We start from the raw sequence: 19,813 nt of genomic DNA on the forward strand, positions 1-19,813 counted from the left end.
GGCCCGCCCGCGCACGAGGTGTGGCTGCCGCCGTTGGACGAGTCGAACTCGCTCGACACGATGCTGCCGAACCTCAACCCCACCGACGACCGCGGTCTGTCCCCGGTCGGGTTCTTCGGCAACGGCCGGCTGCAGGTGCCGCTGGGCATCGTCGACCGGCCGTTCGAGCAGCGGCGTGACCTGCTGTGGGCCGATTTCTCCGGTGCGGCCGGTCACGCGGTGATCGCCGGTGGTCCGCAGGCCGGCAAGTCGACCATGCTCCGTACGCTGATCATGTCGATGGCGCTCACCCACACGCCCGATGAGGTGCAGTTCTACTGCCTCGACCTCGGTGGTGGCACGCTCGCCGGTCTTGCCGATCTGCCGCACGTCGGTGGCGTGGCCGTGGCCCGGCGCGAGCCTGACAAGGCCCGCCGGATCGTGGCCGAGCTGACCACGCTCATGACCGAGCGCGAAGGCCGGTTCGGCGCGCTGGGCATCGACTCGATGACCGAGTTCCGCAACCGCAAGCGCCGCGGCGAGATCTCCGCCGAGCAGGACCCGTTCGGCGACGCGTTCCTGATCGTGGACAACTGGCGTGCCATCCGCGACGACTTCGACGAGCTCGAGGCGTCGATCACGCGACTGGCCCAGCAGGGTCTGTCCTACGGCATCCACGTGGTCATCTCGGCCAACCGGTGGGCCGACCTGCGTCCGGCGATCAAGGACATGCTGGGCACCCGGTTCGAGCTGCGCCTCGGTGACCCGACCGAGTCGGACATCGACCGCCGCGTCGCGGTCAACGTGCCGGCCGGCCGCCCCGGCCGTGGTCTGACCCGCGAAAAGCTGCAGATGCTCACGGGGCTGCCGCGCATCGACGGCTCCAGCGACGCCGAGTCGCTGGCCGCGGGTGTGGCCGACGCCGTCGCGAAGATCCGCGGCGCCTGGCGTGGCCGCTCCGCGCCGCAGGTCCGCCTGCTGCCGGAGATGATCACCTACGACGAAGTCCTCAAGATCGACGCCAACCGCAACACGAAGCTGGTGCCCTTCGGCGTCAACGAGGACAACCTCGCTCCGGTCTACCTCGACTTCGACGCCGAGCCGCACTTCTTCGCGTTCGCCGACGGCGAGTCGGGCAAGACGAACCTGCTGCGCCAGATCGGCCGCGGGATCGCCGAGCGGTACTCGCCGCAGGAGGGCGTGATCCTCCTGGTCGACTACCGGCGCACGATGCTCGGCTTCCTCGAGGGCGACTCGCTGCTCGGGTACGCCGTGTCGTCGAACCAGCTCGACAGCATGGTCCAGGACGTGCACGGGTCGATGACCCGGCGCCTGCCGGGCCCGGACGTCACGCAGGACCAGCTGCGCAACCGGTCGTGGTGGACCGGGCCGGAGCTGTTCATCCTGGTCGACGACTACGACCTGGTGGCCACGCAGACGTCCAACCCGCTCAAGCCGCTGGCGGACTTCCTCGCCCAGGCGAAGGACGTCGGCCTGCACCTGATCATCGTGCGCCGCACCGGTGGTGCGTCGAGGGCCTCCTACGACCCGGTCATCGGCAAGCTCAAGGAGATCGCGGCGCCGGGCATGGTCATGAACGGCTCGAAGGACGAGGGCGTGCTGATCGGCAACATCCGGCCCGCCGCGATGCCGCCGGGCCGGGGCGTGATGCTCAGCCGCAAGAACGGCAGGCAGCTCGTGCAGGTCTCGTGGATCCAGCCCGACTGATTTCGGTGGCCGGCCGCGGCGTGCGCGGCCGGCGCCTGGGCGACGGCAGGAGTGACGGGTGACGGTGCGGGTCGCGGTGGACTTCGGAACCACCAGCACCTGCGTCGTCGCCTCCGTCAACGGCCGCGAGCCGCAGGTTGTGGTGATCGACGGCCAGCCGTTGATGTCGTCGGCGGTCTTCGCGGCCGCCGACGGCACGCTGTTCGTCGGCCAGGAGGCCGAGCGGCAGGCGGCCGTTGACCCGTCGCGCTACGAACCGAACCCGAAGCGGCGCATCGACGAGGGTGACCTGCTGCTCGGCGACTCCGTGCTGCGGGTCACCGACGTCGTCCACGCCGTACTGGGCCGGGCGGTGGCCGAGGCGCGCCGCATCGCGGGCGACGCCGAGGTCGACCTCCTCGTGCTCACGCACCCCGCCGACTGGGGTGCGATCCGCACCCGTCTGCTGCGGCAGGCCGCGGGCCGGCTGGCGCGCGAGGTCGCGCTGGTGCCCGAACCGGTGGCCGCGGCCGTGTACCACGCGGCCACCTTCACCCCCGTCGCGCAGCCGGACGGGCGGACCGTGGAGTTCAGCGGACGGCCCGGCGACGCGCTCGCGGTGCTCGATCTCGGGGGCGGCACGGTCGACGTCAGCGTCGTGCGGCGGCTGCCCGAAGCCGGGCGTGGGCCGGGCGCTCGTGGTGGCTTCCAGGTGCTCGCCACCCGCGGCGATCCGAGCTTCGGCGGGGCGGACATCGACCAGGCCCTGCTGGAGCACATCGGCTCGCTGGTGTCAGGGGCCGATCCGGACGCGTGGCAGCAGCTGGCCACGGGCCGCGAGCTGGCCGACCGGCGGCGCCGCCGCGTGTTGCGCCAGGACGTGCGCGGCGCGAAGGAGACGCTGTCGCGCCACACGTACACCGACGTGCCGATGCCGCCGCCGTTCGCCGACGCGCACGTGACGCGCGAGGACCTCGAGAAGCTCATCGCGGCGCCGCTCGGGCGCACGGTGGAGCTGACCAGCGCGGCGATCGCCGACGCCGGGTTGCGGCCCAAGCAGCTCACCGCGATCTTCCTCGTCGGCGGCTCGAGCCGGATCCCGATGATCTCCCGCCTGGTCCACGAGCGCACCGGCGTGGTGCCCACGAGCCTCGACCAGCCGGAGACGGTGGTGGCGCGCGGTGCGCTGCGGGCGGTGCTCGTGGACCCCGACCGCACGGGCGCACTGCCCGGCGCTTCGGTGGGGCGCCGGGCCGGTGCCCTCGGTGGCGTTCCGCCGGTCGAGCAGCGCACCGACGTCGTGCGGCCCGGCGAGCTGCCCGAGGGCGACGGCCGCACCGAGCTTTTGTCTCGGCCCGCTGCACCGCGGGTTCAGCCGAGGCCGCAATCAGCGCCCCCGGCGGTGCCCCAGCCGTTGTCCGGGCCGACCCCGGCCGTCCGGCCGACGCCGGGCCGAGGCTTCGCTGGACCTGCTCCAAGTTCGGCGCGTCCGGGTGGTCCAGGCCGCCCGCCGGGACAGCCGTGGCCGCCGGAGACCAGCGCCACCGGCAAGAGCGCCGGCCGGAAGCGGCTGTGGGGGATCGGCGCGGTCGTGGCGGTGGTCGTGGTCGTCGCCGCGGTGGTGCTGTTCGTGGTCAACCGGGGCGGTGACGACCCGGCGGCGCTGCCGGGCAAGACGTTCGTCCAGTACGACTTCAGCGTCAGCGCGCCCCAGGACTGGGTCCAGACCTCCGACCAGGTCGCCGAGCGCCAGGTGATCCTGCACCCGCAGGACGCGTCGGCCGGCAACGACCTCGTGGTCGCCCAGGAGTTCGTGATGGACTACGACGCGACGGTCGACCGCGCGCAACTCGTGAAATCTTTGCAAGCGCAGGCGGCCAGGGACCCGAACTACAGCGCCTTCGATCCGGACCTGACGTACGGTGGCCGCACCGTGATCGGGTACCACCAGCGCAAGAGCGACCAGCTCACCGTGAACTGGTACGTGGTGGTGCAAGGGAAGATCCGGGTGCACGTGGGGTGCCAGTACGAAGCCCCCGCGTTGCGGCAACGCGTCGACACGGCCTGCGAGCAGATCGTGTCGACGCTGAAGATCACCAGCTGAAGGAGTGCCCGTGCCGTCGGAACCCGAGTCCGCCGCGGCGGCTTTCACGCGAGCGGGGCAGGACGCGGTCACGCACGCGCGCCGGGTCGCCGGCACCGCGCTCGCCCGCAACGTCCGCCACCGCGAGGACAACCGGGAACTGATGAAGGCCTACGCCCGCCACCGGCTCGCGGGCGGCGGCGCGGTTGAACCGACTCCGCGGGTGCTGCGCGGTGCCGCCGCCCGGTTCCGCGCGGCGTGCGGGCTGCCGATGCCGCACCTGCCGACGGAGGCCGAATTGGTCCGGTCCGAGCCCGAAGTTCCCTCGCCGGCCGCACGAACGAGTGATGACGAAGAGGACTTTTCGCAGTTGCGAATCATGAGCCGGGAACCGTGAAACTGGTTCATCCCGGCTGTGCGTGTGCTAATTGCCCAGTAGGCCAAGGGTTTTGCGACTTTTCGCGGCGGCGTCGCGCTCGGCTCGGCGGCGTCGGTTCCCCCGGGTGGCGTTCACGCAAGCAACTACTTGGGAAATCTCGCACCAAGGGTGAACCGAACCTGGCACTGTCTTCGTCGTAGGGGTGTACGGCGGAAACAGGACGCCGGTACGCACGACAATCAGATGAAGGGGGTAGTTCCCATGGCGGCTGGCGGCTTTGAAGGAACTCCGGAAGAGTTCACCAACGCTGAGAACCAGGTCACCGACGTTCGCGTCGCGATGGACCAGCGGCTTTCCACCCTGCAGGGTGAGATCGAAGCGACCCGCGCGGGCTGGGACGGCGAAGCGGCTCAGGCGTTCAACAACGTCATGCAGCGCTTCGACGAGTCGGGCAAGAAGCTGAACCAGTCGCTCCAGCGCATTGCGGACCTGCTGCAGGAAGCCGGCTCCAAGTACCAGCGCACTGAAGCCGAGCAGAACGAAATCGTGAGCAGCTTCAACAAGGGCTTCGGCGTCCTCGGCTGAGCCGAGCGGCAACGTTCAGTTCATCCATTCCACACCCCGACTTTGACAGGAGTACGACATGGCACGCATCCTCGTTGACCCGGCCACGATCCACCGGGCGGCTGACGACTGCAACTCGACCACCAAGGACCTGAAGTCCTCGTTCGACCGGCTCAAGGAAGACCTGAGCAAGCTCACGAACACCTGGACCGGTTCGGCCAAGGACAACTACCTGAAGGCCCAGGCCGACTGGGACAACAGCTTCAACGACCTCACCCAGCTGCTGGCGCAGATCGCCATCGCGCTGCCGGAGATCGCCGACGGTTACACCAAGACCGACAAGGACGTCGAGAACCTCTTCTGATTCTCGGGTTCTGACGAAACCACGGCGGGCTCCGCACTTCGGTGCGGGCCCGCCGTTTTCGTTGTGGCGCAGTCGTGTGCGGAGCAAGGGGATTCGCCGCGTCCGTTGTGGACTGGGGCGGCGGGTCCCCTGGCGCTCAGTGCGGCGCGCCGACCTCGTACTCGGGCTTGTCGTTGAGCACCCGCACCGTGACCTTTCGCGGCTGCCCGCCGAGCTGCAGCGTGCAGTCGAAGGTGGTGCCGTTCTGCGTGGACTCACCCGATGGGCAGGCCACGTTCTTCACGTCGGGCTCGCCGTAGTTCTCGGCGAGCACGCGGGAAACGCCGTCCTGCAACGACTTCTGGTCGAGCGTGTCCCCTTGGAAGGCGCCGAGCAGCCACGCCGCGCCGCCGCCGATGATCACCACGGCCACGGCCGCGCCGGCGATCACCCACGGCCGCTTCGAGCGCGGGGCCTTCTTCACGGCTTCGGCTGAGAACGCGCCGAGCCCGCCGTACGTCGTCGGCTGGAACCCGCCGCCGAACGCCGCGCCCTGCTGCTGCGGCGGCACGCCCGGCACGTGCTGTGCCTGCTGTCCGGTGGGGTAGGGCTGCTGTTGCGGTCCGCTCGCCGGGTTCGCGTACTGCTGCGGACCACTCGCCGGGTACTGCTGCGGGGCGGCGCCGGGCTGCGGCTGCGCCGCGGGGTTCGCGTACTGCTGGGGGTTGGCGTACGGCTGTCCGCCGGTGTTCGGGTACTGCGCCGGTGTTCCCTGCGACCACGGGTTTTGCTGCTGCGGGTTTTGCGGCTGCTGCCACGCACCCTGCTGCGCTGCACCCTGCTGCATCGGGCCCTGCTGCCACTGGCCGGGGTACTGGGCTTCCTGCCCACCAGGACCGCCGGACGCGGGCGCCGTGGGCGGCTGCCACCACTGCTGTGGTTGCCGGGGCTGCTCGGGCGGCTGGGTCATCGGAGGTCACCTCGGGTGCTCATCAGTTGCCCTGCAGCTGGGCGAGCCGGTTGTAGAAGTCCTGCTTCGCGGCGTCGTCGGGCAGTGCGGTGATCTGGCTCGCGTCCGGCAGCTTCGGCAGGTCCTGCGCGGTCGCCTTGCCGGTGAAGCGGAAGTCGTAGTTGAGCTCGATGTCATGGCCGTCGCCGGAGAACTTGGCGGCCATCACGAACTCGGCGAGCGAACCGTCCGGCTTGAGCTTGATCGTGGTGGGGATCACGGACTTGTTCAGCTGCGGCCCCACCTCTTTGAGCAGCGAGTCGGGCAGCAGTTCCACGCGCTTGTCGAGGAACTGTGAGAAGGGGACGTTGACGGTCAGCTCCGCCGAGCCGTCGGCCGCGCTCTTCGCGCCGCGTACGGCCTTCTTGTCGGCGTTGTACGAGTCGTCCACGGCATTGGCCATCTTGCAGGCCGTGAGCACACCGCCCCACGCGCACGGCTGGATCAGCCCGGCCTCGGGCTTCGGCATCGACACCCACGCCGTCGGCTCGAGCGACTTGTACGTGGGGCCGAGGTAGACGTACTCGAGCGTCCCGTCGGCGGGGGTGAACGTGTCGATGATCTCGTCGGGGTTCTTCTGCGACCGGTTGTGGACCACGCGACTCTCGGGGCTGCCGGTGCGGGCCGAGGTGATCACGCTGTGGATCCACTTGTCGTCGAACTTGAAGTAGGCGTCGGCGGAGTTGGTGACGTCGCGCGCGTCGAGGATGGAGTTCTCCAGCTTCGACATCGCCTTCTCGAACTTGGCGCCGACGTAGGCCGAGGCCTGGTCGCCGTTGGGCAGCGCGGTGCCGGCGCGGGCCTGCCCGCACGCGGTCGCGAGCACCAGCACGGCGCCCAGCGCGAGCGCCACCTGGCTTGCCCGTTTCGTCATCGCTTTCCCCCGGGTGTTCGGCTGTCCGCGCGGATCGTCTCATCTTGACGGGTCGCGCGGACCCGCGTGGGTGGTTCGGCGACGTCGGCCGGTACAATCATCGACGCGGTCCGAGGTGCCCGGTTTCGGGGGTCTCGACCGGCGGGCACCCCCCGCTGCACGGGTCACGTAAGCAGAGGCGTATCTTTATATGTCGTTGTGCGTTGCGGCGCGTCAGCGCTAGGCCCGCACAGAACCCACACGCAATGTTGACGACGAGGTAGACCCTTGCCCACGTACAGCCCCAAGCCCGGCGACGTCACTCGTGCCTGGCACGTGATCGACGCCGAGGATGTCGTGCTCGGCCGGCTCGCGACCGAGGTCGCCACGCTGCTGCGCGGCAAGCACAAGCCGACTTATGCCCCGCACGTGGACACCGGCGACTTCGTCGTCATCGTCAACGCCGAGAAGGTCGCGCTCACCGGTAACAAGCGCGACCAGAAGTTCGCGTACCGCCACAGTGGCTACCCCGGCGGTCTGCGCAAGCGTTCCTTCGGCGAGCTGCTCGACACCAAGCCCGAGCACCTTGTCGAAAAGGTCGTGAAGGGCATGCTGCCGAAGAACAAGCTCGGCCGCGCCATGGCCAAGAAGCTGAAGGTGTACGCCGGCCCGCAGCACCCGCACGCCGCGCAGCAGCCGCAGGCGCGCGAGATCACCAAGATCGCGCAGGTCGCGCAGTGAGTGAGGAACAGTCTGTGACCAGCACCGAGACCGAGGCTCCTGTGGCCGACGAGGCCGTTGTCGCCACGTCGGAGACCCCCGCGGTCGAGACCCCCGCTCCCGAGACCCCCGCGGTCGACGGCGCTGTCGCCACCAGCGAGTCGCCGGCCGCCCCGCGTCCGTCGCGTGCCGCGGGTGGCAACGCCCAGACCGTCGGCCGTCGCAAGGAAGCCGTGGTCCGCGTCCGCGTCGTCCCCGGTACCGGTGAGTTCAAGCTCAACGGCCGCACCCTCGCGGAGTACTTCCCGAACAAGGTGCACCAGCAGCTCATCCGTGAGCCCCTGGTCACGGTCGACAAGCCGGACTCGTTCGACATCTTCGCCAACCTCCACGGCGGCGGCATCTCGGGCCAGGCCGGCGCTCTGCGCCTCGCCATCGCCCGCGCGCTGGTCGAGGTCGACGCCGATGACCGCCCGGCCCTCAAGAAGGCCGGCTTCCTGACCCGTGACGCGCGCGCCACGGAGCGGAAGAAGTACGGCCTCAAGAAGGCCCGTAAGGCTCCGCAGTACTCGAAGCGCTGATGTTGCGGTCGTGGGGCGAGTCCTGCTCAGCGCCTTGAGGCGCTTCGCCGGACTCCCTCCGCGATCACTGCGTTCGTGGGTGGGCTCTGCTCGCGCCAGTGGCGCGTCGCTGGGCTCACTCCGCGGACCATTTGGGGGTCGAACCCCCAAGCCCCCGGCTGCGTTCGTGGGTGGTCCTGCTCGCGCCTGGTGGCGCTTCGCCGGGCTCACTTCGCGGACCATTTGGGGGTCGGACCCCCAAGCCCCAGCCAGGGCGAGCCCCTGGACCCCCGTGGCTCACGCAGTCGTGGGCTGGAGCGGGCGACGTACGTCATTCGTGGGGTGGGCCCTGGTGCTTCGCGGGCTTACCTCGCGGTCGTGCGGGGGTTGAAGTGCTTGGCCTCGTGAGAGGCAACCTCGGGAGCGCCCATCCGTCCATCGGATGGGCGCTCTCGTGCTTTCCGAGTGCTGTCTGAACGTGTTCTCTGGGACCTCATGCGTCCCATCTGCCCCACAGTGATGCATTTCGCGCGCGGTCCGCGACATTCCTGGGGTGGGGGCAGGGGCCGCCGGGTCGTAGCCGCCGCTAGGTTGTCGTGGTCTATTGGACCTAGGAGGTCGTGGAGATGGCCCGACTGTTCGGCACCGACGGGGTACGAGGCCTGGCCAACGCCGAGCTGACCCCCGAGCTGGCGCTTTCGCTCGCGGCCAGCGCCGCGCGTGTGCTCGCCGCGCACGACCGTTCGCACCGCCCGGTGGCTGTGGTCGGCCGCGACCCGCGCGCCAGTGGCGAGATGCTGGAGGCCGCCGTGGTGGCGGGCCTCGCGTCCGCCGGCGCCGACGTGCTGCGCCTGGGCGTGCTGCCGACGCCCGCCGTCGCGTACCTCGTGGGTGCGCTGGAGGCTGATCTGGGCGTGATGATCTCGGCTTCGCACAACCCCATGCCGGACAACGGCATCAAGCTCTTCGCCGCGGGTGGGCACAAGCTCCCCGACAGCATCGAGGACGAGATCGAAGCCGGCCTCGGCGGCGCCGACGTCGTCCGCCCGACAGGCTCGGGCGTCGGCCGCGTGTCCGACGCCTCCGACGCGCTCGACCTGTACCTCGCCCACCTGGTCTCGGCCACGCCGCACCGCCTCGACGGACTGAAGGTCGTGGTGGACTGCGCCAACGGTGCGTCCGCCGTCGCCGCCCCCGAGGCTTACCGCCGCGCCGGCGCCGAGGTCGTCGCCCTCCACGCGGAGCCCGACGGCATCAACATCAACGAGCACTGCGGTTCGAACCACCCCGACCTGCTCCGCGCCGCCGTCGTCGAGCACGGCGCCGACCTGGGCATCGCCCACGACGGCGACGCCGACCGCTGCGTCGCCGTCGACGCCTCGGGCGAGCTCGTGGACGGCGACCAGATCATGGCCGTGCTGGCCCTCGCGCTGGCCGAGGACGGCGAGCTGGTGAAGGACACGCTCGTCGCCACCGTGATGAGCAACCTGGGCCTGCACCTCGCGATGAAGGCCCATGGCATCACGGTCGTCACCACCTCCGTCGGCGACCGCTACGTGCTCGAAGAGCTGCGCGCCTCCGGCCTCGCCCTCGGCGGCGAACAGTCGGGCCACGTGGTCCTGCCCGCCCACGCCACCACCGGCGACGGCCTGCTGACCGCCCTGCGCCTCATGTCCCGCATGGCCGCCACCGGCAAGAAGCTCGCCGAGCTGGCGTCCGTGATGAACCGCCTGCCCCAGGTCCTCGTCAACGTCCCCGTCGCGGACAAGGCGGCCGTCGCGGGCTCCTCCGAAGTCCGCGACGCCGTCGGCGAGGTCGAAGCCGAACTCGGTGAAGAGGGCCGCGTCCTCCTGCGCCCCTCGGGCACCGAACAGCTCGTCCGCGTCATGGTCGAGGCCCCGGCCCACTCCACGGCCCAGGCGGCGGCGGATCGGCTGGCCGGCGTGGTGTCCGCGGTCTCCTGATTCGTCCCGGATTTGGTGAACGCCCTGCGCCCTCGGTGACCCCGGAGGTACATTCCGCATGCAGTGCGGACCGACGGGGGAGTGGGATGGACGGGCAGGAGGGGCTGAGTCCTCAGTTCACCAGGAGCCTGGTGGCGATGGAGGAGGCCAGGGCCCAGTACCGGGCCGATCACGAGCGCGCACTCGCCGACGACGAGACGCGTCAGGCGGAGTTCGCCAAGCTCGTCGAGGAGAACCGCGCCCGCAGCGAGCAGCTGCGCGCGGAGCGTGAGGCCGCCGGAACCGAGAGCGATCCCGCCACGTCGAAGGAAGCGGAACTGGCCGCCATACAGGCGGCGGAGGCGGCCGAAGACGGCGCGATCTTCCAGTTCGAGGACGAGGCCGCGGTGGAAGCGCCGCCGCAGCCGGTGGTGCCCGCCTTCCGGCCACCCGCGGCGCCGGTGGCTCCACAGGCCCCGGCCCGCCCGGCCGCACGGCACCGCGCGTCGGAGGTCGACGACGACTTCTCGGCCACGAACTGGGTCGACGACCACTGAGGCAGCTGTTCCGCACGAGGGGAGAAGTGCGTTGGCCGGATTCAACATCGAACCGGATCAGGTTAAGAACGTTGCGAACGAGGTGTCCTCGATGGCGACGTCGTTCGACGAGATGAAGACCTACACCGCGCAGTCGCAGCTGACACCCGCTCACTTCGGCAAGATCCCCGGCCTCTCCGAAGCGGCCGGCGCGTACGTCGCCAAGGCCCAGGCACTCGGCGACTCCGCCACGAAGGGCGGCGCGTTCGTCAAGGATTACGCGACGCGACTCAACCAATCGGCCACCGTGCACTCGGAGAACGAGCAGGAGAGCACCTGGGGCATCACCGACGCGGGCAGGGAGGCCTGACCGTGACTCCACCTCCTGCCACTGGCCGTCTCGGCGACACCATCATCGCCCCGCTGCAGCCCCCGGCTGACGTCCACCTGGACGACACGTCCGACAACATGCTGAAGTCGCTCACCGGCTTCCACGACAAGATGACCGGCAAGCTCGGCGGTCTCTACACGCGGTGGATCGGGCACCCGTCGCGGAACCTCGCGATCCAGTTCGCCGCACCGTATGGGCAAGGTGACGAGGAGAACCGGCTGCTCGGCGAGCTGGGCGGCTTCGGCTTCGGCTATTTCTGGGGCGCGCAGGGCCGAGCGGCAAACCTCGGCAAGGCTGCGAAGGCGGCGCAGGACGCGAGCGGCCAGGTCAAGCAGGATCTGTCCGCAGCTTGGCAAGGCAAGGCCGCGGACTCCGCCGCTGAGAAGATGGATGACCTGAACAAGTCGCTCGGCGACTACGGCGGCACGGTCAACGGGTTCAGCCAGTTGCTGCAGAACCTGTGGCACACGGTCCGGCCGCCGATCGTCGACTTGGCGAAGCTGCCGGATGCGCCGGGCCAGGCGCCGAAGATCTTTGTGGATGCGCACAACCCCGATGACTGCGATGGCTTGTCGATGTTCATCGACCGGCTCGACGACGCCATCAAATGGGGCCGACAGAACACCAATGTGCAGTGGGACATCGCGACGGTCTGGGGCGATAACCGCAGCACCTCCGAGGTTGCGAAGAGCCAAGAGGACGGCACCGGGCCGATCGCGCCCCAAGACCTGCGCAACATGTCCGTCGACCTGGATGTTCATTTCGACTCGAAGTGGTCGAACGACCTCATCAGGCAGATGGACGAGTACAGCGCGCAGTACTCCGATGCCATGACCACCTTCCGCCAGGCGATCCGCAACGCGCACACCGCCGCGACCAACGCGTTGCGGGCGTTCTCGGATGGTCTGAACGTACCGACGGACCCGTTCGGCTCGCTGCACCTCGGCGCGTCGCCGGGCACCGGTGGTGGCACCAAGACCAGCAGCTCGGGCGGGCACAGCAGCGGCTCGGGCGGACCGTCGTCGGGTGGTGGGGGCGGGATGACCGCGCCGTCCGCCGCGGCGCCGCAGCCGACCCCCGCGGTCACACCGCCGGCGGCTGCGGATCCGAACCTCAACCCTGTCACCCACCAGCCGCTCGAGGTGGACCCGGCGACGGGGCAGCCGTACCCGATCGACCCGAAGACCGGCGAAGCGATCAAGTCCGACGCGACGGAACCCGAGACGGTGACCGTCAAGCAGGGCGACAACAAGATCTCCATGACCGAGCCCGATGACGACGGGAAGATGGGCATCACCGTCGACGACGGGACCGGGCAGGAGAAGCAGTACCAGCTCGATTTCGGCGACGAGCCCGCGCCAAGCCAGGGCAGCGACGCCGACTTCGGCCCACAGGGGCACGACGGTGCGCAGGACGCGTCGGGCCAGCCTGACGCTGGTCGTCACCAGGCTCCGCAGCCCGACGGCGCGCCCACCGCGGCCGACGGCACCGCGACCTCGGGCCAGGTCTTCCAGCCAGGCCCCGACGGCAAGATCCACATCGACGACGGCAACCTCAAGATCACCGCCGAACGGCCGGACGGTGCGGACGGTCCCACGGTGGTGACCGTCGACGACGGTTCCGGCCAGCCGACGAAGTACACCCTCGGCGACGACGGCGACCTCCACCCCGCTACTGCGGACGGCCAGCCCGCCGGGAACCTCGCGCAGCCCGCGGCGGCTCAGCACGCCGGCGTGCCGGACCAGACCGGCCCGATCGACCACGCCACCCCGGTCAGTCACGGCGCATTGGACCAGACCGGCCCCGTCGATCACTCCGGTGCCGTCGATCACTCCGCCGCCCACGACGCGACCGACGCCGGGGCGCCGACCGGTCGTCACCACGCTTCGCCGGACGTCGGGATGCCGGCCGATACGGTCGATGCGACGGCGGCGTCGGCCGATCAGCCGAGCGTGGACGACTCGACGACCGCTCAGTCGCTCACCGATCCCACCGACAGCCACAGCGGCCTCGGCCCTGGGTTCGACGACGGTCTCGGCCAGACCTCCGAACCGGCCGACTGGCAGGGCGGCGGTGGAGCCACTGCTCCGACCTCCGGCGACCTCGGCACGGCCCCGACCACGACCGACCAGCAAGGACAGCCCATGGCCATGATGGGCGGCGGCGGCATGATGGGCGGTGGTGGGCTCGGCAACACAGGCGGTGACCAGGAGCGCGGGGCGAACCCATACCGGTCCGGCCTGTTCGAGTCGACGCCGAGCGGCCGCCGGATCAGCGGCTCGCTACTCGACGACGAGGACTGAGCTCTTTGTCTTTGTCGACTCGGGCCTTCTGACTCGCTAGATTTTCGGTGCACGCAAAGTGGCACCGGGCGCCGCCGGCGTGCGTCGGAGTGGGTGCGGGTCGGCGGAGTGAGGGGGTGGCCATGCCGGAGGGCAGCCACCGGGCGGACGCGGAGGCGATGCGCGCCGCGAAGGGCGCGCTCGAGGCCGCGGCCGGGCGGGTGTCCGGGGTGGCGTCGCAGGTCGTCGAGGCGGATTTCGGGCGCGGGCACGGCGGGGCGTTTGCCGCGTACCGCAACGGGTTCGCCGCGCTGGGTGGTGCCGTCCAGGCTTACGCCGGTGAGCTCGCGTCGTTCGGCAGCAGCGTCGACGTGGCGGCGGGGCGGTACGCGTCCATCGAGGGCGAGCACGTCGACACCGCGCGGAACACGGCGAACCGATGACCGGCGCGCTGCGTGGCCCCGAGCCCGGTGGCGTCGGGGTGGCGACCTCCGACAATGTGCTCGCGCTCGCCGCGCCGGCGCTGGATTTCTTCGCGCAGTGGGCCTCGGTCTGGAACGCGTTCGCGGCCACGAAGATCGACGTGGACAAGGACATCCGGGACAAGTTCCAGGACAGCGCCGGCCTCGACTTCCGCAAGTTCCTCGCCGACGCCGACGCACTGGCCCACACGCGCGAGACCCTCGACTCCACCCACGCCGACGCCACCACCGCCACCACCACCCTCTTCCGCGACTGGCAAAGCCCCGCCGCGACGGCCGCTCAAAGCGCCTATCGTCGCCTCCACCCCGACGCCTTGCTCGACCACCTCGCCGGAGCCGCCCAGCTCATCCCCGAGACGATGACCCACGTCTTCACCGCCCTGAAGACCAAAGTGGACGAAGCGCTGAAACTCCGCACCGACTCGATCGCGGGCGCTCCTTTGCCGGTGGCGCAACGGGTTGCCGCGGTGGCCCAAGGCGGCGCCGTCTCGAAGAACGAGCTGCTCGACCTCGCCCAGTGGCTCGACTCCGCCAGCCCCGGCAACGACCTCCACAACCGCCTACGCGACTGCGAGCCCGGTGACAACGATTACGCCACCCGCGCCGCCCGCCAATGGCTCAACGGTCCTTTCGCGACCGAGTTCAGCAGCCGCTACGCCGCGTTCCAGGGTCTGTGCGCGACGGCCACCTCCACCATCGACGGTCACTTCCGTGTCTTGGCGGGATTCCTGGCTGTTCCGGCTGGGACGTCCACAGTGGACACTTCGGTGGATTCCCCCACTCCGACCCTGGGTCTCCCCGCTGACTCACCGACTCCCGCCCTCGGCCTCCCCGTGAGCTCACCGACTCCTGGCCTCGGCCCGTCCGTGGACTCGTCAACCCCCGCCCATGGCATTCCAGTGGGCTCACTGACTCCCGCCCTTGACCCTTCCGCGGACTCACCGACCCCCGCCTTTGGTCTCCCCGTGATCCCGGCCGACTTCGACCCGTCGTCAGGCTCGACCTCGGGTGACCTGAACGTCCCGGACGACAGCACCACGGCCTCGGCCTCCCTGTCCGACCTCGGCGCCCACATCGTCGACCCGCCCCAGGACCAGCACCCCTCCGCGGAACTCGGCACGGCCCCCGGCGGCGACGTCACCTTCGACCCCCTCGGTCCCAACCCCGACTCCCTCCCCGACGGCATGAACGGCTTCGGCGCCCTGCCCTTCCCCGGCCCGAGCGGCCTCGGCGCCGCCCCCGGCGACCAAACACGCACGGCCGCCCGCCTCGGCACGGACGTCTTCGACACCCGCGCCTCGGCCGGCCGCATCAGCGGCTCCCTCGACGAGGGGCCCGGCGTTGACCGCCGCTGACCCGCCCGCCCCACGCAGCTTGACCGCCGCCGCTCAGCCCGCCGGACGTCGGGTCGTGAACCCCGTTGCCCAACAAAGCACGAGCGCTGTCGACCAGGTCACGGGACGGCGGAACCGACCTTGACCGCCGCCGACCGACTCGGTGCCGCGCGCGCGGCCCAGGACGCCGCCACCCGCGAACACCAGGAACAACGCGCGCTCCGCGACCGCCACGTCACCTCGGCCACGTCCGCCGCCACCGAGTCCCTTCACCGCGACGCCGCCACCCACGGCCGCTACCTCACCCGCGCCCAGGACCTCCAGCGCCGCCACCGCGAAGCCGGCGGCTGGCTCACCGAAAAGACCATGACCGACCGCACGCACACCATCGACCTCACCCCGCCCGCCGACCCGCAGCCCGACGAGCCCGCCCCGCCAACCCCGGGCCACCCCACCCGCCCCGGCCGCTTCGACGACCACGACTTCTCGAACAACACCTGGATGGTCGACTGACCCCATTCGGTCGCCGCGTGAAGGCGTGAAGGGTCCCTTCAGGCCTTCTCAGCGCCACACGCCCTAACCCGCCGCCTCCGCGAGACCCCGCAGCCCTGGTTGGCGTGATGAATGTCCCCTTCACGCAGCCTCGGGTTCGCGACCGGTCCCTTCGCGACGGGAGAGGCAGCGCGACCCAGCTTGGCCCGCACCGGCCCGATCAACGACAGCCAACCCTCGACCCGGCGCCGGTCCACTCAATACCGTGGCAAGTGCGCGGCGGGTCCCTTCGTCCAGCGGCGGGTCGCCGAGAGGTCCTTTCGCGAGCGGCCAACCTCGGGCACCCAGCCCAGGAGCGGCCCGGCAGAAGCGATGAAGGCCCCTTCACCCCAACCCCGGTCACAGACCGTCAGGCAGCCGGCTCTTCCGTCAGCTCGATCGGCGCCCGCTTAACATCCGCGTCCAGCAGCGGCAGGTACCGCTCCGTACCCGTCAGGTGCGTCAGGAAAAACGCCGTGAACAACGCCCGAGTCAGCTGCTGCGTACGCCGGTGCGGTTTGCCGTGGAGCAGGAGCTGGCTCCAGTGCCGTCCTTCGGTCACGCCGAGGTGCGAGGACTTCCCCAACGTGCGCAGCTGAACGGGCCCAGCCCACGCCGTAGCAATGGCCTCCGCATGGCCCACGGCCGGCGCGACCAGGTCATCCTCCGCCGCGAGGTGCAGGCCGGGGGCGGTGATGAGCTGGGCGGCCGCCGAGGCGGAGGGGAGGGTCTGGGCGGCGGTGATCGTCGCGACGGCGCGGATGCGCGGGCGCACCGAGTCGTCGGCCGCGGCGGCCTGGGCGGCGGCGAGGACGGCGGACCCGCCGCCGGTGGAGTGGCCGGCGAGGCCAAGCTTGGCTGGGTCGACGCTGATGCCGTCGGGACCGAGGCGGACGGTGGTCACCACGTCGAGCGTCGTCAGCAGGTCGCTGGCCAGCAGGCGGTACGACGGCAGCGGCCCGCCCTGCGTCGCGGGCGCGGCGGCGACCACGCCCCAGCTCGCGAGGTGGTGCAGCAGGTGCCGGTACCGCGACGCGGGCTGCAGCCACCCGTGCCCGAACGCGATGGCCGGCAGCCCCAGTCCCTGGCGGGGCGTGAACACGACCCCCGGCAGCCCGACCAGGGCCAGGTTGCCGCGCAGGACCTCGTGGGGCCCCGGGTGTGACAGCTCCGCGAGCAGTTGCTTGGGCTTGCTGGCCATGCGCGTGACCTTACTGCCCGCACCCGGGCCCGGCCCGCCCGCCGCTCCGGGCCAGGTCACGCGCGCTCGTAGTACGCGATGAGCACGCCCTTCGTGGTCGCGACGCTGCGAGTGAGCTTGAACTCGGTCAGCGGCGCCGGGCCCTCGAACAGCCGCGCGCCGACGCCGAGGGTGAGCGGGTGGATGACCAGCGTGTAGCGGTCGACCAGCCCGGCCGCGTGCAGGCTGCGCACGAGCGCCGCGCTGCCGACGATCGCCAGGTCGTTCCCTGGCTCGGCCTTCAGCTCGGCGACCGTCTTCGTCGCGTCGCCGGGCAGGAGGATCGAGTTCTGCCACGCGCCGGCGCTGCCGAGGGTGGTCGAGGCCACGTACTTGGTGGCGGCGTCGAGGTGCGCGGTGAACGGGTTGCCGTCGTCGCGCCCCGCCCACACGCCGATGAAGTCCTCCCACGTCCGGCGCCCGAACAGCATGTCGCCGGGCCGGCTCATACGCCTGGCCATCTCGCGGCCGAGGACCTCGTCCTGGAACTTCGTGCCCCAGCCCCCGTGCCGGAACCCGCCGCGCGTGTCCTCGTCCGGCCGCCCGAGGCCCTGCACGACCCCGTCGAGGGTGACGTTCATGGTGACGCTGAGGGAACGCATGGTTTCTCCTCTCGTTTTGCCCTCTACACGAGCGGGAATCGCCTGATTCGACATCCGCCGGGCGCGGAGTTGTCCACATCTCGCCCCACCTGTGGGCAACTCGGCTCGCGCGCCGAGTGCGCCCGCCCAAGCTCACCTGCCGTGCCGGCTCAGCAGCCGACTTCCCCACCAGCATCCGATAGGGGCGAACGGCCACCCCCACCCGAAGCACCCACCCAAAGCCCCACAACTCACCCCCTCCCCAGCCCCGAAAAACCCCAGATCCCCACCGATCAGGGGTCCAAACCAACCCACCCCACTCCTCACCGTCACCGCTCGATCTCCCCTGGTCAGGTGGGTTGAAAAGCCTCGGGAAGGTACCGGAGTAGGGGACTGGACATCCCTCGTTAGGCTTGTTCGCGTGTGTGGAATCGTGGGATATGTCGGACACCGGCCGGCGCTGGATGTGGTCCTCGGTGGCCTGCGGCGGATGGAGTACCGCGGCTACGACTCGGCCGGGGTGGCGGTGCTCGACGGCGCCGGCGCGCTGAGGGTCGAGCGCAAGGCAGGGCGGCTCGCCAACCTGGAGGCGCAGCTCGACACCGTGGGCAGGGACGGCTTCACCGGCACTGCCGGCATGGGCCACACCCGCTGGGCGACGCACGGCGCGCCCGTGGATCGGAACTCGCACCCGCACCAGGACGCCTCGAAAAAGGTCGCCGTGGTGCACAACGGCATCATCGAGAACTTCGCCGCCCTGCGTGCGGAGCTCGAGGCCGACGGCGTCGAGATGGCGAGCGACACCGACACCGAGACCGCCGCGCACCTGGTGGCCCGGGCGTACAACGGCGGTGACACGCAAGGCGACTTCGCCGCCAGCGTCGCGGCTGTGTGCCGGCGGCTGGAGGGCGCGTTCACGCTGGTCGTGACGCACGCCGATCAGCCGGACACCATCGTGGCCGCTCGCCGGTCCTCGCCACTGGTGGTCGGGGTCGGGGAGGGCGAGCACTTCGTCGCGTCCGACGTCGCCGCGTTCATCGAGCACACGCGCGAGGCCGTGGAGCTGGGGCAGGACCAGCTGGTCGTCATCACCCGCGACGGCTACGAGGTCACCGACTTCCACGGCGACGCCGCGCAGGCCAAGCCGTTCACCGTCGACTGGGACCTCAGCGCCGCCGAGAAGGGCGGCCACGAGTACTTCATGCTCAAGGAGATCGACGAGCAGCCCGAAGCGCTCGCCAACACCCTGCGCGGCCACTTCGAGGCCGGCCGCATCATCCTCGACGAGCAGCGCATCTCCGACCAGGACCTGCGTGACGTCGACAAGGTCTTCGTCGTCGCCTGCGGTTCCGCCTACCACTCGGGCCTGGTCGCCAAGTACGCCATCGAGCACTGGACGCGCCTGCCGGTCGAGGTCGAGCTCGCCAGCGAGTTCCGCTACCGCGACCCGGTGCTCGACCGCGACACGCTCGTCGTCGCGGTCTCGCAGTCCGGGGAGACGGCCGACACGCTGGAAGCCGTCCGCCACGCCCGCGAGCAGAAGGCCCGCGTGCTCGCCGTCTGCAACACCAACGGCGCCCAGATCCCCCGCGAGTCCGACGCCGTGCTCTACACGCACGCCGGCCCCGAGATCGGGGTCGCGTCGACGAAGGCGTTCCTCGCGCAGATCGCCGCCAACTACCTCGTGGGCCTGGCGCTCGCGCAGGCGCGCGGCACGAAGTACCCCGACGAGGTCGCCCGCGAGTTCGCCGAGCTGGAGGCCATGCCGGCCGCCGTGCAGAAGGTGCTGTCCACTGTGGACCAGGTCAGGGACCTCGGCCGCCGGATCGCCGACTCCAAGGCGGTGCTGTTCCTCGGCCGCCACGTCGGGTTCCCGGTCGCGCTGGAGGGCGCGCTGAAGCTCAAGGAGCTCGCCTACATGCACGCCGAGGGCTTCGCCGCCGGCGAGCTCAAGCACGGCCCGATCGCGCTGGTCGAGGAAGGCCTGCCGATCGTCGTGGTCATGCCCTCGCCCAAGGGTCGCGCGGTGCTGCACTCGAAGCTGGTGTCCAACATCAGCGAGATCCAGGCCCGCGGCGCCCGCACCATCGTGATCGCCGAGGAGGGCGACGAGGCGGTGCGGCCGTTCGCCGACGAGCTGATCGAGATCCCCGCCGTGCCGACGCTGCTGCAGCCGCTGGTGTCCACCGTGCCGCTGCAGGTGCTGGCCGCGGAGATCGCCCGCGCCCGCGGGTACGACGTCGACAAGCCGCGTAACCTGGCGAAGTCCGTGACCGTCGAGTAATGCGGAGGGCCC

The 19,813-nt window shown here is 70.6% G+C and carries 19 protein-coding genes; 15 read left to right on the plus strand and 4 right to left on the minus strand.

Annotated elements, in window-relative coordinates; genetic code table 11:
- The 5 genes from eccCb to ABZU76_RS32025 all read left to right on the plus strand — a co-directional run.
- On the plus strand, positions 1–1,707 hold a 1,707-nt coding region (gene eccCb / locus ABZU76_RS32005), incomplete at its 5' end, for a type VII secretion protein EccCb (RefSeq protein WP_354875980.1).
- 58 nt (positions 1,708–1,765) lie between these two features.
- A complete protein-coding gene (locus ABZU76_RS32010; protein ID WP_354875982.1) occupies positions 1,766–3,790 on the plus strand; it encodes a type VII secretion-associated protein in 2,025 nt (674 codons plus the stop codon).
- A 10-nt stretch (positions 3,791–3,800) separates the two neighbouring features.
- Positions 3,801–4,166, plus strand: coding sequence for a hypothetical protein (locus ABZU76_RS32015; protein ID WP_220246109.1), 366 nt, complete (start codon positions 3,801–3,803; stop codon positions 4,164–4,166).
- Positions 4,167–4,409: 243 nt separating this feature from the next.
- On the plus strand, positions 4,410–4,733 hold the full coding sequence (locus ABZU76_RS32020) for a WXG100 family type VII secretion target (RefSeq protein WP_220246110.1): 324 nt from the start codon (positions 4,410–4,412) through the stop codon (positions 4,731–4,733).
- Positions 4,734–4,791: 58 nt separating this feature from the next.
- Positions 4,792–5,076 (plus strand): WXG100 family type VII secretion target, encoded by a 285-nt coding sequence (locus tag ABZU76_RS32025; protein WP_354875984.1) that lies wholly within the window; start codon positions 4,792–4,794, stop codon positions 5,074–5,076.
- Positions 5,077–5,212: 136 nt separating this feature from the next.
- Here the strand turns inward: ABZU76_RS32025 and ABZU76_RS32030 are convergent, their stop codons facing one another.
- The gene (locus ABZU76_RS32030) at positions 5,213–6,025 is read right to left on the minus strand and encodes a DUF4333 domain-containing protein (RefSeq protein WP_354875986.1); all 813 of its coding nucleotides are present in this window, start codon (positions 6,023–6,025) and stop codon (positions 5,213–5,215) included.
- 22 nt (positions 6,026–6,047) lie between these two features.
- Entirely contained in the window at positions 6,048–6,938 is an 891-nt protein-coding gene (locus ABZU76_RS32035; protein ID WP_354875988.1) for a hypothetical protein, read from the minus strand.
- Between the two features lie 267 nt (positions 6,939–7,205).
- Here ABZU76_RS32035 and rplM point away from each other — a divergent pair, with 267 nt between their 5' ends.
- The 9 genes from rplM to ABZU76_RS32080 all read left to right on the plus strand — a co-directional run bounded on the left by rplM (position 7,206) and on the right by ABZU76_RS32080 (position 15,678).
- A complete protein-coding gene (gene rplM, locus ABZU76_RS32040) occupies positions 7,206–7,658 on the plus strand; it encodes a 50S ribosomal protein L13 (protein WP_220246114.1) in 453 nt (150 codons plus the stop codon).
- 14 nt (positions 7,659–7,672) lie between these two features.
- The gene (gene rpsI / locus ABZU76_RS32045) at positions 7,673–8,218 is read left to right on the plus strand and encodes a 30S ribosomal protein S9 (RefSeq protein WP_220246115.1); all 546 of its coding nucleotides are present in this window, start codon (positions 7,673–7,675) and stop codon (positions 8,216–8,218) included.
- Positions 8,219–8,823: 605 nt separating this feature from the next.
- Positions 8,824–10,161, plus strand: coding sequence for a phosphoglucosamine mutase (glmM, locus tag ABZU76_RS32050; protein WP_354875991.1), 1,338 nt, complete (start codon positions 8,824–8,826; stop codon positions 10,159–10,161).
- Between the two features lie 86 nt (positions 10,162–10,247).
- Positions 10,248–10,697: a hypothetical protein gene (locus tag ABZU76_RS32055; protein ID WP_354875993.1), complete on the plus strand. Its 450-nt coding sequence runs from the start codon at positions 10,248–10,250 to the stop codon at positions 10,695–10,697.
- 91 nt (positions 10,698–10,788) lie between these two features.
- Entirely contained in the window at positions 10,789–11,046 is a 258-nt protein-coding gene (locus ABZU76_RS32060; protein WP_354875995.1) for a hypothetical protein, read from the plus strand.
- A 2-nt stretch (positions 11,047–11,048) separates the two neighbouring features.
- Positions 11,049–13,370, plus strand: coding sequence for a hypothetical protein (locus ABZU76_RS32065; RefSeq protein WP_354875997.1), 2,322 nt, complete (start codon positions 11,049–11,051; stop codon positions 13,368–13,370).
- A gap of 122 nt (positions 13,371–13,492) precedes the next feature.
- Positions 13,493–13,792, plus strand: coding sequence for a hypothetical protein (locus ABZU76_RS32070; protein ID WP_354875999.1), 300 nt, complete (start codon positions 13,493–13,495; stop codon positions 13,790–13,792).
- On the plus strand, positions 13,789–15,186 hold the full coding sequence (locus ABZU76_RS32075; RefSeq protein ID WP_354876001.1) for a hypothetical protein: 1,398 nt from the start codon (positions 13,789–13,791) through the stop codon (positions 15,184–15,186). The genes ABZU76_RS32070 and ABZU76_RS32075 overlap by 4 nt, the downstream gene beginning before the upstream one ends.
- A 120-nt stretch (positions 15,187–15,306) precedes the next feature.
- Entirely contained in the window at positions 15,307–15,678 is a 372-nt protein-coding gene (locus ABZU76_RS32080; RefSeq protein WP_354876003.1) for a hypothetical protein, read from the plus strand.
- 388 nt (positions 15,679–16,066) lie between these two features.
- On the opposite strand, the gene ABZU76_RS32085 is transcribed toward ABZU76_RS32080, so the two are convergent.
- Together ABZU76_RS32085 and ABZU76_RS32090 are read right to left on the minus strand one after the other, a co-directional pair.
- Positions 16,067–16,897 carry an alpha/beta hydrolase gene (locus tag ABZU76_RS32085; protein WP_220246123.1) on the minus strand — a complete coding sequence of 277 codons (831 nt, stop codon included), beginning with the start codon at positions 16,895–16,897 and terminating at the stop codon, positions 16,067–16,069.
- Between the two features lie 56 nt (positions 16,898–16,953).
- On the minus strand, positions 16,954–17,538 hold the full coding sequence (locus ABZU76_RS32090) for a dihydrofolate reductase family protein (RefSeq protein WP_354876005.1): 585 nt from the start codon (positions 17,536–17,538) through the stop codon (positions 16,954–16,956).
- Positions 17,539–17,938: 400 nt separating this feature from the next.
- On the opposite strand from ABZU76_RS32090, the gene glmS reads away from it, so the two are divergent.
- Positions 17,939–19,801: a glutamine--fructose-6-phosphate transaminase (isomerizing) gene (glmS, locus tag ABZU76_RS32095; protein ID WP_354876007.1), complete on the plus strand. Its 1,863-nt coding sequence runs from the start codon at positions 17,939–17,941 to the stop codon at positions 19,799–19,801.
- Positions 19,802–19,813 lie beyond the last annotated feature (12 nt).

It is taken from the genome of Amycolatopsis sp. NPDC005232 (assembly GCF_040607795.1).
GTDB lineage: Bacteria > Actinomycetota > Actinomycetes > Mycobacteriales > Pseudonocardiaceae > Amycolatopsis.

Coding starts and splice junctions, on each gene's coding strand:
- ABZU76_RS32020 (WP_220246110.1), top strand. CDS start 4,410: ATGGCGGCTGGCGGCTTTGAAGGAACTCCGGAAGAGTTCACCAACGCT.
- ABZU76_RS32025 (WP_354875984.1), top strand. CDS start 4,792: ATGGCACGCATCCTCGTTGACCCGGCCACGATCCACCGGGCGGCTGAC.
- ABZU76_RS32030 (WP_354875986.1), bottom strand. CDS start 6,025: ATGACCCAGCCGCCCGAGCAGCCCCGGCAACCACAGCAGTGGTGGCAG.
- ABZU76_RS32035 (WP_354875988.1), bottom strand. CDS start 6,938: ATGACGAAACGGGCAAGCCAGGTGGCGCTCGCGCTGGGCGCCGTGCTG.
- glmM (WP_354875991.1), top strand. CDS start 8,824: ATGGCCCGACTGTTCGGCACCGACGGGGTACGAGGCCTGGCCAACGCC.
- ABZU76_RS32055 (WP_354875993.1), top strand. CDS start 10,248: ATGGACGGGCAGGAGGGGCTGAGTCCTCAGTTCACCAGGAGCCTGGTG.
- ABZU76_RS32060 (WP_354875995.1), top strand. CDS start 10,789: ATGGCGACGTCGTTCGACGAGATGAAGACCTACACCGCGCAGTCGCAG.
- ABZU76_RS32070 (WP_354875999.1), top strand. CDS start 13,493: ATGCCGGAGGGCAGCCACCGGGCGGACGCGGAGGCGATGCGCGCCGCG.
- ABZU76_RS32075 (WP_354876001.1), top strand. CDS start 13,789: ATGACCGGCGCGCTGCGTGGCCCCGAGCCCGGTGGCGTCGGGGTGGCG.
- ABZU76_RS32085 (WP_220246123.1), bottom strand. CDS start 16,897: ATGGCCAGCAAGCCCAAGCAACTGCTCGCGGAGCTGTCACACCCGGGG.
- ABZU76_RS32090 (WP_354876005.1), bottom strand. CDS start 17,538: ATGCGTTCCCTCAGCGTCACCATGAACGTCACCCTCGACGGGGTCGTG.